Below are 14,898 nucleotides of genomic sequence, written 5' to 3' on the forward strand. Positions count from 1 at the left end.
AAATACACGGAGAGGCCGCCACCGAGTCGGCGGCGAAGACGGGAGAACCATCATGAAATCGCTGAAGATTTTGACCCTCGCTGCCGCTGCAGCAATGACAGTGTCGGGGGTGGCCGCCGCCAAGGAGTGCAAGCCCATGGCCGCTGTCGGAACGGGCCTCACCAAGGGCATTGCCGAGATCATGGCGAACGGCGGCATCAAGACGATCATCGATACGCGCGGCATGACGCCTGAGGGCCCGATCAAGATGAAGTGCGTCGACGGGACGTTCGTCACGGAGTGCACGGCGCAGCAGCGCGCCTGCAAGTAAGCCGCAACTGGCGGGGCGATGCGCCGATGCCTATCTATCGGCCATCACCCGCCGCCGCGAGGACAGAATGTCGAAACCGCTCGTCGTCACCCTCTCCCACAGCCTCGGCAAGGAAGAAGCGACGCGCCGGCTCAAGTCGGGCCTCGCCAAGGCCACCGCCTCACTCCCGATGTTCACGTTGGATGAGGAGGTCTGGACCGGCGATACGATGACCTTCAAGCTCAAGGCCATGGGCCACGAGGCGTTCGGCAATGTCGCCGTTGCCGAAAACGATGTGCGCATCGAGGTCACGCTGCCCTGGCTGCTGCAGCGCTTCGGCGAGATGATCCAGGGCGCCATCAAATCGAAGAGCCAGATTCTGCTCGAAAAGAAATGACCGCCCGACCCTTTCGCAAGCGGCCGTTCACAACGAATGAGCTGCGGTTCCAAGAGCAACGTCATCGAAAGCGCCGCGGCTCACATACCTCCGCGCTCGACGGCCGTTTCGCACATCGAGGCCACACCCGAGAGCTTGTTGGTCTCGAACAGCGGTAACACCGTCATTTTGTCGAGACACTTGGCGATTTCCGGCCTGTCCGCCGTGGATTTCTCAAACTTGAACGCACCGATCCAAGCGTCCTTCTCGGCCTGACTTGCGGCGACCCACGCCGGTGCCAAACTCTTTTCGTCAAGAACAGCAGCAAGGCAAAAGCCTGCCGACGCGACATAGCCGAGTGCAGCGAGTGGCAGAACGAGCTTCATGGGCAGCCTCGATGTTGAGCCACGGAAGGCCGTCAGTTTGGATGCGATCCGCGGCCGGAGCAATGACGGCGTTCGGCATCAAAGGTAAGCCGCAAAACCGGTTCGTCCGAGCCGCGACCGGACAGATTGGAAGTCCCTGACGGCCTTGATCTTTCCTAACCTGTCCCCAGTTCTTCAGGATGACCAAACACCCCACGTCTTTCAACCGATACGGCGAATCTGCAAGAACAGCGACGGCTGCCCAACCCGTGCGCGTCGCGGCCAAGAGAGGCGCTGACGTGCTTGGCTTTCTTGCGATCTTCGCGGCGAGTGTCGCGGGCTACGGCAATCTCGGACTCTGGGCCATCGCCGCGAGCGCTATTGCGCTGGCGTCCGCATCCTATGCCGAGCACCACGCTCTCTATCGTCGAGGCCAGGAACTCGGCCTGACCGATGTCACCCGCGCCGCCGTCCTACGCAGTTTCGGAAACGGCTTGGTCGCTGCCGGCGGTGCTTATCTTGGCGGATGGCTGTTGCGGCTGCTGTGATTTTGGCAACCAGCCAGCGTCATAGGTGCCGAGCGCCTGGGCGGTGGCAACGCGCGCTAGCCCCTCTTTCACTCGAGCTCTAAGCCGCCGGGTCGACCAACGTCGCCCGCCCGACGCGACCTGCCCAGCTCGATAACTTGCCGCTGCTGCATCGAGTTGGATAGGTTCTGCTCGTGTGTAGCCGAGAGCGTGAGCCAGAAACGCGGCTAGATAATGCGTGTCTCCCTTTTCGACGAATTCCCACGCATTCAAGGGTTGACAGCGCTCCATTAACGCGAGCGCGCCAGGTGCGTAGGCCCCGACCGCCATGTCGGCAGTCAACATCAGGTAGGCATTTTTAGGCAATGCAAACAGCTCAATTTCAGCGATGTACCGTTTTGCTCGCGCCTTGATGATGTCCCTGTCGTGATCTGACTGGATGCCGTCCGCCAGAGCCACAACTCTTTCGTAAGCAGCTTCGGCAGCCTGAAAATGCCCCAGCTTCCGAAGCTGATGCGCCTCAAGCTCCTTGAGCAGCACGTCGCTATCATGCCCCGGCAAGCCCAGCGCAATCCGGAAGTGATCGAGTGCCTTCGATGCACTGCCCTGCTTCGTCGAAGACGCCGCGATGGCGCCGCGCACGCTATAGGCCGTGCAAAGCTCCTGACGCAGCGACGAGGCTTCACGCTCCGCTGTTTGCAGCTTCCTCATGATGCTTTCGATGGCGCTCGAAAGCTGCCAGTCCGAGCTGCTCTCAACGGTGAGCGCGACCGCAGTGTGGTCCCACCGCGTTTCGCGAAGTACCGATCGCAACTCCTTGTCGATGAAGAGCGGCGCATCGAACGCCTGTCCGGGAGCGGGACGTTGTATCGCCTCGATGGCCTGGGACCTGACATCCCTCAAACGACCGTCGCGCGCGGAAATATATTCGGCGAGACGCTTGTGCAGGATGTGCTCGCGGTAAAGCCACCATCGATAGAAACCGAACGACAAACCGAGCAAGCCGACAATGGCTTGGCCATAGTCCTTGACGATGCCGGCCGCGACGCCCGCTGCTCCTTGAGCGTTTTCACCGAGCCCCGCCAGTAGCTCCGCAAATCCACTTGCAACCAGCTCGTTCTCCGTCAGCCACGTCAGCATGTGGCAGACGAGTTGATCCGACCCGCACTCCATGATCGCCCCCGCGATACGCAAACCCAGGCGCGCACAATGCTCCGTTAACGGTTGCCTGTACAGGCACCGAACTGACGAAGTCCGCGACTTTCAATGCTGCGGCTGCTCACTCGGACGCAAACGGACCGCGCTAAGCCTGCTGTGACGGGAAGCCAATCGGTGCCGCATCGGCTGAAGCGCTTGCGCATTGACCACGCGCAGCCGACCGCCGTTGATCCGCGCGGTCAAGCGCCGGATCCACTCAGGAAGCGAAGGAGTTTTGCGGTTGCGGCAGCCCCCTTGGGAGCCGTACGTGCTTACGTCGGCAGCACCGAGCGGATCTGCGTTTCGTATTGCTTCAGCGCTTCGAGGGCGCGCTGCTTCATCGCCGGATCGCGCTCGCCGTCCGTTTCAGCTGGGAAACCTTCGATGGCGGTGCGCGCCTCAGCCATCAGCTTGGTCGCGGAATTCCAAGGGTTGAGCTCGCGTTTCAGGTTGGCCTGCAGGAGCTGGGTGAGAATGACGCCCGTCGCCAGCGCCAGCCCGGAAAGCTCGGCCACTTCGCGCTTAAGCTGATTGATCTCCTCGGTCGTATCCGTCATGCCCTGAAACTCCGTTTCGTGTGGTTCTTCATGCCCATCCTAAATCATGAACGCGACGAACCGTACAGGTCCAAACGCGCGCAGCTCGGGCCGCCGGACCCTAGAGTGCTTCCGGAAAAGTGGGAACCGGTCATGGCGGAGCCATGCCAGCGACAGTGTCCGGTAAGAAGCACGACAAACCAGAGACCTAGAGTCGTTCCGCGATTCATTTAAGCGGAACGGATCTAGAGGCCGGTGTCGAGTCTCGAAAGGTTTGGAAGCCGGCGGCAGCAGCGACGAATGCGCCACCCCGAACGCGCCGTCACGGACGGCGCATGAAATCGGGCCGCGAGTAGGCTGCGGCCCGCAACACCGCGCGAACCTATTCGCAGGGCACGGTAACCACGGTTCCGACCGTGGCTGAGAACTTCTTGCAGGTGCGCGCCTCGTCGGCCTTCGGCTCGGCCGCGGGCGCATCGGGATCGGTCAGGGCAGCCGTTGACGTATCGGTTGCCGCGTCTGTGTCCGCCTGCCGCTCGATCGGCGTCGTCTTGCCGGCATCCGTATCCGGCTGCGTCTCGGTCGCCGCCTCGTTGGTCGTGTCGGGCGTCTTGGCTTCCTTCACGTCCTTCTCGGCCGGTGGACGCTTCGCGACGCGCTTCTGCGGCGGCCGCGCCACGTACTCCTTCACCGGCGCCCGCTTCGGCTTCGCGACCCGGCTCGGCTTGGCCCGGGGCGAAGGCGAGACCGGCGTATTGACCACCTCCGGCACGTAATTGCAGGAAATGCACGCCTCGGCCGCCGGAGCGAGAAAGAACGCGCCGGAAATAAGAGCGATGGCGATAGCTGGGACGGATCGGGTCACGCGTGCCTCCGACGATCAAACGTGGGTCTACTCGTGGTGTCGAACATCGTTCTCCCGAATACCCGATTGTCTCATTTACAGGCCATCCGCGCAATGACCATCACGACCCGCCGGGGCGGTCTTCACCGCCATTCCCCTCGATGGCCGCTGCCAGCTCGTCCGGAGAGCGCTCGACGCACCAAGCCCCGCCCTCATAGATCCTGAGCCGGCCCGCCCAAACATGGCTATCGTGGTTGCCATAGTCGGCGAGCATGAGCAGGTCCGCCACGCCGTCCGCATGACGCGTCAGCGCCCAGCCGCCCCATCCGTCATCCCGCGCCTCGAAATAGAGAAGCGCGCCCTGCCGGATCACCTGGGCATTTCGCGCGCCTTGGAACGCGCCCCACAAACCGGCCGCGACAGGGTCTCGATGGGGCGTGAGGGCGAGCAGATCATCGACTTGCAGGGCCGCTTCGACAGTTGCGACCGCGACGCCTGCGGCGTCACGCGTGCGGTCGAAGCCCTCGATGCGGCATTGCAAAAGCGCAAGATCGCTCAGCCGCGCCTCAGGCTCGTCGAACCCCATGTAAAAAATCTCGGGCGTCTCGTAGAGCACCCAGAACGGCGCATCGGCGTCGGCGGCGAAATGATCGCCGAGCGACACCCAATGGCGCGCGCCGACCGCGGGCTGCGAGCGTGGCATGTCGACGTTCTGCCCCGCGCTCGCCCCGATCCGCGCCGCGAGCCGTGCCCCCGCTTCGCTTGCGTGCCAAACGAGCGTGATGAAATCACCGAGCCCGGCCACATGCGCCCAAGAATGGCTCGCGCGCGACGGCGGCGCGCTATCGGCGCCGCAGCGGCAACGGAACGAGATCATGGTGATCGGGCGCATGACGGGGATTTATCACGCGCCACACGATGGCCAATGATCATTCTTGGGCATGACAGCGTGCACGCCCTATGACGCGCGCGCCTTACGACGTATGCGCTGGCGTGTCGCCCCGCGACCGCATCTTGAGTCCCAGGGCGCCGTCCCATGTGAGCAGCGCGCCGACGGCCAGCATGAAGAGACCAGCCGCAAAGCCGGTCCAGTCGCCTTCCGTAACGCCCATTGCAAAACCACCTGCGGCCAAGACCAATGAGAAAAGCCCGAGTCCGAGACAGACGCGATGCGTCCAAGGTGCGCGCGCGGCACGTCCGCGCCGGAACCATTCCCCAACCGTGGGCGCAGGACCCTGCATCGGCTCGAGGCCGTGGGACAACCGCGACTGCATATAAACGATCGCGCCGAGCCCCGCTGCGAATGCGGCCCCGCCGATCAGCCACGTCAGCAGCGGCACGGTCTCAAGCGGCGCAAGCATGCGCAGCACGACGACGCCAAAGAAGCCGCCGAACAGCAGCGAGAAAGCCATGAGCCAGCGCATTGACCGGCGCATCCCGGCCTCGCGGTCGGCGGGCAGCAGATACCCGCGCCCCATCAGACCGAACGGATAGAAGATCGTCTCGCCGCGTTCGTTCTTGTGAAAGAGTTGATCGACGTACAGCCCATCGAAAATGTTGCTCACGTTCGCCTCCTGCAAAAATGCCGGCACAGCACCGGCGCAAGGGAGCGACGATGCGATGCCGGCACGTTGGCGTCTGTTCCCGCAGGATCAGGAAAGCGCGTAAGCCTCGACCGCTTATTTGCCGAGCGCCGCCTCGATTTCCTTGGCGGTCGCATCCGCGTCCGTAAACTTGCTGTCGGCGCACTGCCCTTCGAGCTTGCTCACGAGCTCGTCGACCTTGACCGCTTCGGCCTCGCCCAGCTTCTTGCTGGCCGCCAGTTCGGCGAGTTCGAACGCCGTCTTGTTGCAGGCGTCCTGGTCGGCGGGGGGCGCCGCCGACGCAGGCAGCATCGATGCTGTGAAAAGCGCTGCGGCAGCGAGCGCTGATTTCAGGATGGTCTTCATGAACGAATGTCCTTTTCTAAGTGATCGTGGGTGACGGGACAGGCGCGGAACGACGCGTTCGCCTTAGCGCCGTCCGGGGCGGCCGTCGTCACGCCCAGGGCCGCCGTCGCGCCAATCGTCACGCCCACCGGGACCGCCGCCGCCTTCCATGGCCAGCACGCAAACGCGCGAGCTGCGCTTCAGGCTGATGGACGGCAGATATTCGAGATCGATGCGGTCGATGATGCGGCGCCGGCCGTCGAGATCGATAGGCCGCGTCTCGGCGCCCGCCGGAATAACCGACCGGACGTCGAAGACTTGTGTCGTGCCGTCGCCGAACACCACGCGCAACTTCTGCAACCGCAGCTTCGATTCCGAAACTTGCAGCTTGAGAGCGCGAAACGCGCCTTCGCGGCGGCCGACTCGGATCGAGTCCTTGGAATCGAGGAAGCCCACGCTCTGGCAGCCAAGCTCAACCCAGGCTGGCGGCGGCGGCGGGCTGCGCCCCTTCTCGCCGTAGAAGTCGATTTTCACCGGGCCGGCCGAGCGATAGGCCACCTCGATGCGCTGGATGAATTGACCGCGGCCGGGCAGGTCGATCGGACGCGAACGCGAGCCCGCCTTCAGCACCTCGCGCACGCGAATCTGGTCGGCCTCGCCGTTCGAATACAGGACTTTCAGCTCTTCGATCTGCACATCGCCGCCGCTGACCGCGAAAGCGATCGTCCGGAATCGACCCTCGCGCCGTCCGACTTCAATGACGTCACGCTCGAGGCGGGTGCCGATCTGGGCCGAACCGAGCAACTCCCACTCACTGCGATTGTCGGGCCGCCAGTCGTCGCGGCCCCGTTGCGCCTCGGCCGAGGCAAGGGGAACGATGCAAGCCATCGCCGCTGCGATGGCGAAAAGGAATTGTCTTGGCATGTGAGGCTCCTGGGGTCTCCCGGCGGCGTCCGAACCCGGCCGTTGCGCGCAGCCTGTTCCAGCTCGGTCCGCTGAACATTGGTTATCCACACATTGGGCCGGAACAGTGACAGACGGGCGACAGCACGGTGACGAACCAGCCGTTGGACCGTACACGTCCTCCGCACAAATCGTTCGAATTGTCGTGGACCGGTGCTAGCATTCACGGACGGGACAGGGGAGTCGACGCCGATGAACGGGATCATCAATCAGATTGTGCAATTTCTTCAGCAAGGCATTGCTGCCATTTTTCGCTTTTTCGAGCTGATTTGGAACTGGTCGTTCGGCCAGATGGTGGCGATTTTTCAATCGGACTGGCAGTCGCTGCCAATCTGGAAGATCGCCGTCTTGGCGGCCGTCGTCATCGCCATCATCTACGTGCTCTACAAGGCCATCATCCAGCTTTGGAAGGCGGCGGAGCAGATCCTGAAGGCCTTCATCGGGCTGCTCAGCGTTCTGGTGACGATTTTGCCTTTCATCCTCATCGCGGGCCTGATCGCGGCCGCCGGCAGCTATGTGATCCAGAACGTCAACTTCTAAGACAAAGCACCGAGGTCCGGGACCGAAGGCGGCAGCTTTCGGCCGCCTCGGCGGCTGGTCTTGCCGTCGCCGCGCGCGCGGCGTGCATGCAAATGTCGATTCGCATGTTGAGCTGTCGGACCTCGCTTCAACTGGACGTCGCCTCCACCGGGCAATTTCCGATTGATCGCCGCTGACCGCCCATCGCACCGGCCGCGCCGCCATGGTTGCGATCTTTCGGCGTGCCCTTCGTGCCATCTCCACCCGTCACCGGAGATGTGCTATCCACTCGCCCACGCCATCCGCGTCATCTTCGAGAGGGAATTGCCATGAACCGCTTGCTCATGATTGCGCCGCTTGCTTTCGGCCTCGCCGCCACCAGTGCGCATGCAGAAGTCAATGATGCGGTCAGGAACGCTTGCCGCGCGGACTATCACAAGCACTGCGAAAACCTTGCCGTCGGCAGCCCGGAACTGCGCGCCTGCATGAAATCCAAGGCCACAGAGCTGTCACAAGGTTGTTTACAAGCACTTGTCGACAACAAGGAAGTGACAGAAGCCGACGTCGACGCGTACATCAAGGATATGGACGCAAAACGTAAAGCCGCTCAATAGAGCGACACCGTAAGGACACGCATGATCTCTGTAGCAACTTTCCCCCGCGCCGCAGCCATTGCGGCGCTCTTTCTCATCATGACACCAGCATTGTCCCCGACTACGCCGGCGGCAGCACAAGACTCAGGAGCCCCCGTGGCAGCATCAGGTTTGAAAATCACCGACACTGTGGTCGGCACGGGCGCGACGCCGAAGACCGGCCAGACGTGCGTCATGCACTACACCGGCTGGCTGTACGAGGACGGCGCCAAGGGCCAGAAATTCGACAGCTCCGTCGATCGCGGCGAGCCGTTCGAATTCCGCATCGGCACCGGCCAGGTCATCAAGGGCTGGGATGAAGGCGTCGCCACGATGAAAGTCGGCGGCAAGCGCACGCTCGTCATCCCCGCTGAACTCGGCTATGGCGCACGCGGCGCCGGCGGCGCCATTCCGCCGAACGCAACTTTGATTTTCGACGTGGAGCTGCTGGGCGTAAAATAGCGCCCGGCCGCAATCGAACAACGTCGGCCAGAAGCGGCCCGGTCCAAAAGGCCGGGCCGTATTGCGATAAGCTCAGGATCGGAACCCAAGGCCATGGCCACGGCAGCCTCACGCTCGAAGGGTTTCCTCGACACGCTGCGCCACTATTACGAATCCGGTACGCCCGAAGGCCATCGCTTCCGCTATGCCCTGCTCGCGTTCGATGTCCTGACGGTGGCATTCATCGTCGCGACGTCGTTTCTGCCGCGCACGCGCGCCATCGTCGGCATCGACTTCGTGCTGGGCTTCCTGCTGCTGGCCGATCTCACGGCCCGCCTGTCGATTGCCCGAAACCGTTGGCGCGAGCTGGCCCATCCCGCCACCTGGGCCGACATGGCCGCCGTCGTCTCGTTTCTCGCGCCGCTGCTCGGTGGCGCCGGCGGATTTCTCCGCATCCTCCGCACCGTGCGCCTCTTGCACACGTATCAACTGCTCGCCCGTCTGCGGGCCGACAGCCCTTGGTTCCGGCGCAATGAGGAGGTGATCCTCGCCACCGTCCACCTCGGCGTGTTCCTATTCTGCATGTCGGGGATCGTCTACGAGACCCAGCGCCTCACCAATCCGCAGATCGCCAACTACGCCGATGCGCTCTATTTCACGGTGACCGCGCTCACGACCACCGGCTTCGGCGACATCACGCTGCCCGGCACCACCGGCCGCCTGATCTCCGTCGTCATCATGATCCTGGGCGTGACGCTCTTCCTCAACCTCGTGCGGACGCTGCTACAGCCATCGAAGGTCCGTTTCCGCTGTCCGCAGTGCGCCCTCCTGAAGCACGACCTCGACGCGGTGCACTGCAAGGCATGCGGCCACATCCTCTCGATCCCGAACGAGGGCGATTAGGATCGGCGTACCGGTGGCGCTGGCGGCCTACTGCCGCGACTGACGGCGCTTCTTGTTGACGCGATACGCGCGGTTGTCCCGCTCGCTCAGCTTCCGGCAGAAGTCGCTGTTCGTGCCGCTGAGGCATCCGTAGCGTTCGAGCAGCTCGGCGTCGTGCGCGCTGACGGGGCCGCCGGCTCGCGCATTCGCACGTGCCGCCTCGAGATCCCAAAACGAATCCGCCAACGCCGGCGCCGCGCCGAGGCAGCCCCATGCCGCCATTCCGAGGGCCAGCAAACGTGTGCGTGTCATGATCGGATCTCCATTCCTTCCCCCAGCATGTACGCAATCCCGCCTCCGCATCAAGGGCGCCGATGCTCCGCATCGAGGCTGCTGATCGGGCGCGTCACGCCGCCATCCCTCAGGGATCGCGAGTTGCAGGGGTGTTCCGTGCGGAATAGCTGCCGGGGCGGGCGAACGGCAATGTCCCCGTTAAGGAAGCCTGCATCTGATTTTTCATAAAGGGACCCGCCATGCTGAACACCCGCGCACTGTCGCTCGCCGCCGTCGCCGGAGCTTCGCTCTGGTCCGCATCCGCCAACGCCGCCTCCGACCCGACCGGCCTCTGGTTCGACCACAACGGCCGCGGCGCCGTCGAAATCGCACCCTGCGGCAGCGGCAACGGCTACTGCGGCTATGTCGTTCACGTCACCGACGCAAAGAACACCAAGCGCTGCGGCATGCAGATCCTGGGCAACGTCACGGACAGCGGCGGCGGATGGATCTACAGCCCGGACCGCGGCAAGAAATACAGCGTCGAGCTGACCCGCCTGTCGGATGACAAGTTGCAGGTCATCGGCAACGCCGGATCGCTCTTCAGTAAGACCTACACGTGGAAGCGCGCACCCGATGACGTCGCGCGCTGCGGCGAGACCAACGCGGCCGCACCGGCCAAGCCCGTCGAAGTCAAGAAGGCCGAAGTCACGCCGGAGCGCGAGCCCGTCGCCGTGGAGCGGCGCGAACCAGCAGCCGAGAAGCCCTCCAAGAAGCGGGCGCTCGGCCAAGGCAACGCAACGAGCGCATCGATGGCGCTGATCGCCGCTCCGAAGCGCCAGCGGGAAGACGTCGAAGTCGCCGCCGCCCCTGAAGCGGCCGAGCCGTCGAAGCCTGCTGTCGCCGAAGAACGCGCGCCCGCAGCGAAGGCCGAGGAAACCGCGGCTCCCGCCAAAGAGGAAGCATCTGCAAAGGTCGAGCGCACGGAAGAAAGCTTCGAGCCGGAGCGCAAGTGCAAGTTCAAGATCCCTTACGTCGGTCGTGTCATTTCGGTCCCTTGCCGCGACTGACGAGAGGCGGGTGACGGTGCGGGACGTGTCCCCACCGTCACCGCTTTCCACTCTTGAGAATGGTCGCCGCGAAAAACGCCGCGCACAAGGCCCCGGCCGCCGAGACACCTGCCGCAATTTCGAACGCAGTCACGAACGCCTCGCGCGACGTCTCGATCAAGCGCGCGCCTGCCTCTCCACCGATCTGAGCGGCAACCTGCATCGCGCCCCCCAGCGTATCCTGCGCCGCATCGATCGCTTCCGGTGACAATCCGGCCGGCATCCCATCCGCCATGATGCTCCGGTAGACGGCCGTGACCACGCTGCCGAGCACCGCAATGCCGAGAGCGCCGCCGAACTCGAAGCTCGTCTCCGAAATCGCCGATGCCTCGCCGGCCCGCTCGGGCGGCGCTTCCGCCATGACGATATCGGTCGTGATGGCGCCGATCGGCGAAAGGCCGAGGCAGAAGATCATCATGCCAACGAACATCGGCCACGCGTTCGTCACGCCGTCGAGCTGCGTGATGAGCAGGAAGCCCACGGCCGAGATCAGGAACCCCGAGGCGATCACGCGATGCGGCGGAAACCGTTGCGCGAGCACGGGCGCCGCCATGGAACCGACGGCGAACACCACGCCGGACGGAGCGGTCCAGATCCCCGCCTCCAGCGGCCCCATGCCCAATACGAGCTGCAGATACTGCGCAATGAATAGGAACGTGCCGAAAATCACGAACAACGAAACGATGTTGGTGAGCAGCGCCGCTTTGAAGCCGCGCACCTTGAACAGCCGCACGTCGATGAGCGGATCGGCCAACCGCGCCTGCCGCCGGAAGAACAGCACGCCGATCGCGAGGCCGATGCCGATCGCGGCCGCGGGAACGACACCCCAACCCACTTCCGCCGTCCATTTCATGCCAAAAATGACCGCAAGCACGGCGACGAGCGATTGCGCTGCACTCGGCAGATCCATGCGCGCGGCGTTCGGATCGCGGAATTCGGACAGCAGCAGCGGGCCGACCGCGAGCAGCAGCAGCATGATCGGCACATTGATGATGAACACCGCGCCCCACCAGTAGTGGGCGAGAATAGCGCCTCCGACCAGCGGCCCGGCCGCGGCACCCGCGGAGAAGCACGCCACCCACACGCCGATCGCGAACGCGCGCTCTGCGGGATCGTGAAACATGTTCCGGATCAGCGACAGCGTCGAAGGCGCCAGCGTCGCCGCCGCCAGCCCTTGCAGCGCGCGCGCCACGATCAGCATCTCGGCGCTGGTCGAGAACGCCGCGAGCAGCGACGTCAAGCCGAACGCGGCCGCCCCGATCAGCAACAGGCGCCGCCGTCCGATACGGTCACCGAGCGTGCCCATCGTGATGAGCGCGCCCGCCACCATGAACCCATAGATATCGACGATCCAAAGCAGTGCCGACGAACTCGGCTTCAGCGCGGCCGCGATCTGCGGCACGGCGAGATGCAGCACCGTGAGATCCATCGAGTAGAGGATGCACGGCAGCGCCAGCACCGCGAGACCGATCCAGTCCCGCCGCGTCGCCTTTGCGCCCGTCGGGCCTGTAAGGCCGCTTTGGCCGGTGTCTTCACTTCCGTGCATCGAGGTCTCCGGCCGCGCGGAGATCGCGCGCCGCCGGAATGGCACATCCGATCCTTGAGGGGAAGGGACGGCGCGGATCGGCCGCGCCAGGCGTGCAGAAATTGGCTGGCGAAATCCCGCCCGCGATCCGAGATCCGCACGAAAGGACGAGCGCTGAGCGCCTTACCGATAGACGTAGCGGATTGTGAACGTGCGATCGGCGACCGTCGACTTGTACGGCGGCAACGGGAAATACGTCTGCTTCGTCGCGAACACGACGCTTTCGTCGAGCCCCGCGCGCCCGGACGCCTGCAGCACCTGCACATTCGCCAGATCGCCGTTCTCCGTCAGAATGAGCCGCACGACAACGCTGCCGAGCACGCCGCGCGGAGGCGGCATGGTTCCACGCAGCGCCAGAACGACCGCGCGGCCGAAATCGTCGTTTTCGCCCGATCGCGTGATCCCCGGCGGACGCGTCGCGGCGGCCGAGCGCCCGGCCGGAGCATTCGCGAGGTCCTGTGGCGACGGCGGCCGGACATCGAGCGCCGCGGATTTCTTCTTGGCCGGCTCAGGACGCTTCGCGTCCTTCGGCTTCGTTTCCTCCTTGGGCTTTGGCTCCTCCTTGGGCTTGGCGTCTTGTTTCGCGTCCGGTTCAGGCTTTGGCGGTTCCGCCGCTTCGTCCTTCTCGTTTGGCATCGGCACCGTCGCGAGGTCCGGCAGCGTCGACTCGAAATCCTGGAGAGTGGACTTTTCGGTCTCCGCCGTTTTTGCCTCCGGCTTCGGCGCTTCGGGAGGCTTGACCTCGGCGTCTGGCTTCGGAACGTCGGGCGCCTTCACCTCAGGCGGCGGCGCAGGTTCAGGCGGCACCGGCTTCGGCTCGACAACAGGTTCCGGCGGCGTGGGCGGCGCGGGCTCTGCGGCGGGCTCGGGCGGCGGCGTTTGCGGTTGGGGCGGCGGCGAAGGCGCGACGGGCGAGGCACCGGGCGGCGGCAATGAAAATTGTTCGCGGCTCTTGAGATCGGCTGCACTGACGAGATCGACCGCGATCGCATCGGGCTGACCACCTGGATTGCCCACGGCGCGCGGAACCGCACGGCCGATCTGGATCAGAAAGGCCGCGTGAATGAGGAAGGCCACGCCGAGCGCAATCCTGAACGCCCGCTGCCCGGTGTCGAGCGGCGGAACGAGGCGTTCCGTGGGTCCTACGGTGTCTTCGGTTGCGTCCATCCTGCCATGGGATCGTGAATGCGCCCGAACAATGCGGCGCTGCCGCCCTACGGCACATACCGCATTGCACCGCAAACTTCATCCAAACAGAGCGCCGCGTCTTGGGCCGGGCGGCCTGTATCCCCGCAAAAATCATTCTCGATCAGGCGCGTGGCCCTGAGATCGGACGCGCACAATGAACGCGCAGCCGATCAGCGCATCGATGAGGCGGCGAAAAGTGAAACACTTGCTGAACCAATGAGTTCAGGCTGATATGCCGACGGAGCAAGCGCCAAATTCCCCGAGCCGCGCGAACCACTGAACGGCTGTGCGTACAGACTGCGGATCGACCCCTCGCAAAAAAAGGACAGGCCATGTCGGCGGCACATATTCGAACCGGGATCGGCGGATGGACCTTTGAGCCCTGGCGCGGCACGTTCTATCCCGAGAAGCTCGCCCAGGCCAAAGAGCTGGCATTCGCAAGCCGCGCCCTCGGCTCGATCGAGATCAACGGCACCTACTACCGCTCCCAAACGCCCGCGACCTACGCCAAGTGGGCCGGCGAAGTCCCCGACGGCTTCGTCTTTGCGCTCAAGGGTCCACGCTTCGCCACCAACCGGCGCGTGCTCGCCGAAGCCGGAGACTCGATCTCGCGTTTTCTCGACTCGGGCCCGACCATGCTGGGCGATCGCCTCGGACCCATGCTCTGGCAATTCGCTCCGACGAAAAAATTCGACGCGGCGGATTTCGGCGCCTTCCTTGCGCTGCTCCCGAAGTCCTTCGACGGCCGAACGCTCCGCCATACCGTGGAGGTGCGCCACCCCACCTTCCAATGTGCCGAGTTTGTCGCCCTGCTCCGCGAATTCGAGATCCCAGTCGTCTACGCCGACCATCCCGAATATCCCGCCATCGCCGATCTCACGGGCGATTTCGTCTATGCCCGCCTGCAGAAGGGCGAGGATGACATTCCGACCTGCTACCCGCCGAAGGAGATCAAGGACTGGGCCAAGGCGGCCGCAACGTGGGCCGAAGGCGGCGCTCCTGAAAAGACCGCCGCGCACGTTGTGGGGCCGGCGCCTGCCAAAAGCAAAAGCCAGCCCCGGGACGTCTTCGTCTATTTCATCCACGGCGGCAAAATCCGCGCCCCCGCCGCCGCTCAGGCCCTTGCGCAGGCGCTCGGAACGCCCGTCGGAGCACAAGCCCACGACACCGAAGCCGCCAGCGCGAAAAAACCGGCCAAGCCGGCCCCGAAAGCCAAACGGGCGAAATGACCGCGCGACCGTACC

At 64.4% G+C, this 14,898-nt stretch carries 19 protein-coding genes; 8 read left to right on the forward strand and 11 right to left on the reverse strand.

Annotated features, from left to right (window positions below; all coding sequences use genetic code 11):
* The first annotated feature begins 52 nt into the window (after positions 1-52).
* Entirely contained in the window at positions 53-310 is a 258-nt protein-coding gene (locus ACTIFK_RS04490; RefSeq protein WP_439541847.1) for a hypothetical protein, read from the forward strand.
* Between the two features lie 67 nt (positions 311-377).
* The gene (locus ACTIFK_RS04495) at positions 378-686 is read left to right on the forward strand and encodes a polyhydroxyalkanoic acid system family protein (protein ID WP_439541848.1); all 309 of its coding nucleotides are present in this window, start codon (positions 378-380) and stop codon (positions 684-686) included.
* 80 nt (positions 687-766) lie between these two features.
* On the opposite strand, the gene ACTIFK_RS04500 is transcribed toward ACTIFK_RS04495, so the two are convergent.
* The 8 genes from ACTIFK_RS04500 to ACTIFK_RS04535 all read right to left on the reverse strand — a co-directional run bounded on the left by ACTIFK_RS04500 (position 767) and on the right by ACTIFK_RS04535 (position 6,986).
* On the reverse strand, positions 767-1,051 hold the full coding sequence (locus ACTIFK_RS04500; protein ID WP_439541849.1) for a hypothetical protein: 285 nt from the start codon (positions 1,049-1,051) through the stop codon (positions 767-769).
* A 452-nt stretch (positions 1,052-1,503) separates the two neighbouring features.
* Positions 1,504-2,697, reverse strand: coding sequence for a hypothetical protein (locus ACTIFK_RS04505; protein ID WP_439541850.1), 1,194 nt, complete (start codon positions 2,695-2,697; stop codon positions 1,504-1,506).
* A gap of 329 nt (positions 2,698-3,026) precedes the next feature.
* Complete coding sequence (locus ACTIFK_RS04510; RefSeq protein ID WP_439541851.1) at positions 3,027-3,311, reverse strand: hypothetical protein; 285 nt, start codon at positions 3,309-3,311, stop codon at positions 3,027-3,029.
* A gap of 361 nt (positions 3,312-3,672) precedes the next feature.
* The gene (locus ACTIFK_RS04515) at positions 3,673-4,155 is read right to left on the reverse strand and encodes a hypothetical protein (protein ID WP_439541852.1); all 483 of its coding nucleotides are present in this window, start codon (positions 4,153-4,155) and stop codon (positions 3,673-3,675) included.
* A gap of 100 nt (positions 4,156-4,255) precedes the next feature.
* A complete protein-coding gene (locus ACTIFK_RS04520; RefSeq protein ID WP_439541853.1) occupies positions 4,256-5,026 on the reverse strand; it encodes a hypothetical protein in 771 nt (256 codons plus the stop codon).
* A gap of 82 nt (positions 5,027-5,108) precedes the next feature.
* Positions 5,109-5,699, reverse strand: coding sequence for a hypothetical protein (locus tag ACTIFK_RS04525; RefSeq protein ID WP_439541854.1), 591 nt, complete (start codon positions 5,697-5,699; stop codon positions 5,109-5,111).
* Between the two features lie 114 nt (positions 5,700-5,813).
* Positions 5,814-6,083, reverse strand: a complete 270-nt coding sequence (locus tag ACTIFK_RS04530) for a hypothetical protein (protein WP_439541855.1) — start codon at positions 6,081-6,083, stop codon at positions 5,814-5,816.
* 63 nt (positions 6,084-6,146) lie between these two features.
* The gene (locus tag ACTIFK_RS04535) at positions 6,147-6,986 is read right to left on the reverse strand and encodes a hypothetical protein (RefSeq protein WP_439541856.1); all 840 of its coding nucleotides are present in this window, start codon (positions 6,984-6,986) and stop codon (positions 6,147-6,149) included.
* Positions 6,987-7,217: 231 nt separating this feature from the next.
* Here ACTIFK_RS04535 and ACTIFK_RS04540 point away from each other — a divergent pair, with 231 nt between their 5' ends.
* The 4 genes from ACTIFK_RS04540 (at position 7,218) to ACTIFK_RS04555 (ending at position 9,520) form a co-directional block, all read left to right on the forward strand.
* Entirely contained in the window at positions 7,218-7,565 is a 348-nt protein-coding gene (locus ACTIFK_RS04540; RefSeq protein ID WP_439541857.1) for a hypothetical protein, read from the forward strand.
* A 308-nt stretch (positions 7,566-7,873) separates the two neighbouring features.
* Entirely contained in the window at positions 7,874-8,158 is a 285-nt protein-coding gene (locus ACTIFK_RS04545; RefSeq protein WP_439541858.1) for a hypothetical protein, read from the forward strand.
* Between the two features lie 78 nt (positions 8,159-8,236).
* The gene (locus tag ACTIFK_RS04550) at positions 8,237-8,638 is read left to right on the forward strand and encodes an FKBP-type peptidyl-prolyl cis-trans isomerase (RefSeq protein ID WP_439542073.1); all 402 of its coding nucleotides are present in this window, start codon (positions 8,237-8,239) and stop codon (positions 8,636-8,638) included.
* Between the two features lie 93 nt (positions 8,639-8,731).
* Positions 8,732-9,520 (forward strand): potassium channel family protein, encoded by a 789-nt coding sequence (locus tag ACTIFK_RS04555; protein WP_439541859.1) that lies wholly within the window; start codon positions 8,732-8,734, stop codon positions 9,518-9,520.
* A gap of 27 nt (positions 9,521-9,547) precedes the next feature.
* On the opposite strand, the gene ACTIFK_RS04560 is transcribed toward ACTIFK_RS04555, so the two are convergent.
* Positions 9,548-9,811, reverse strand: coding sequence for a hypothetical protein (locus ACTIFK_RS04560; RefSeq protein ID WP_439541860.1), 264 nt, complete (start codon positions 9,809-9,811; stop codon positions 9,548-9,550).
* Positions 9,812-10,032: 221 nt separating this feature from the next.
* Between ACTIFK_RS04560 and ACTIFK_RS04565 the strand changes: the two genes are divergently transcribed.
* Positions 10,033-10,842, forward strand: a complete 810-nt coding sequence (locus ACTIFK_RS04565) for a DUF2147 domain-containing protein (RefSeq protein ID WP_439541861.1) — start codon at positions 10,033-10,035, stop codon at positions 10,840-10,842.
* Positions 10,843-10,879: 37 nt separating this feature from the next.
* Here the strand turns inward: ACTIFK_RS04565 and ACTIFK_RS04570 are convergent, their stop codons facing one another.
* Both ACTIFK_RS04570 and ACTIFK_RS04575 read right to left on the reverse strand, forming a co-directional pair.
* On the reverse strand, positions 10,880-12,427 hold the full coding sequence (locus ACTIFK_RS04570; protein WP_439541862.1) for an MFS transporter: 1,548 nt from the start codon (positions 12,425-12,427) through the stop codon (positions 10,880-10,882).
* A 162-nt stretch (positions 12,428-12,589) separates the two neighbouring features.
* The gene (locus ACTIFK_RS04575) at positions 12,590-13,633 is read right to left on the reverse strand and encodes an energy transducer TonB family protein (RefSeq protein ID WP_439541863.1); all 1,044 of its coding nucleotides are present in this window, start codon (positions 13,631-13,633) and stop codon (positions 12,590-12,592) included.
* Positions 13,634-13,986: 353 nt separating this feature from the next.
* Here ACTIFK_RS04575 and ACTIFK_RS04580 point away from each other — a divergent pair, with 353 nt between their 5' ends.
* Positions 13,987-14,883 (forward strand): DUF72 domain-containing protein, encoded by an 897-nt coding sequence (locus ACTIFK_RS04580; protein ID WP_439541864.1) that lies wholly within the window; start codon positions 13,987-13,989, stop codon positions 14,881-14,883.
* The last annotated feature ends 15 nt before the right edge of the window (positions 14,884-14,898 follow it).

The organism is Hyphomicrobium sp. (genome assembly GCF_051860585.1).
Classification (GTDB): domain Bacteria; phylum Pseudomonadota; class Alphaproteobacteria; order Rhizobiales; family Hyphomicrobiaceae; genus Hyphomicrobium_C.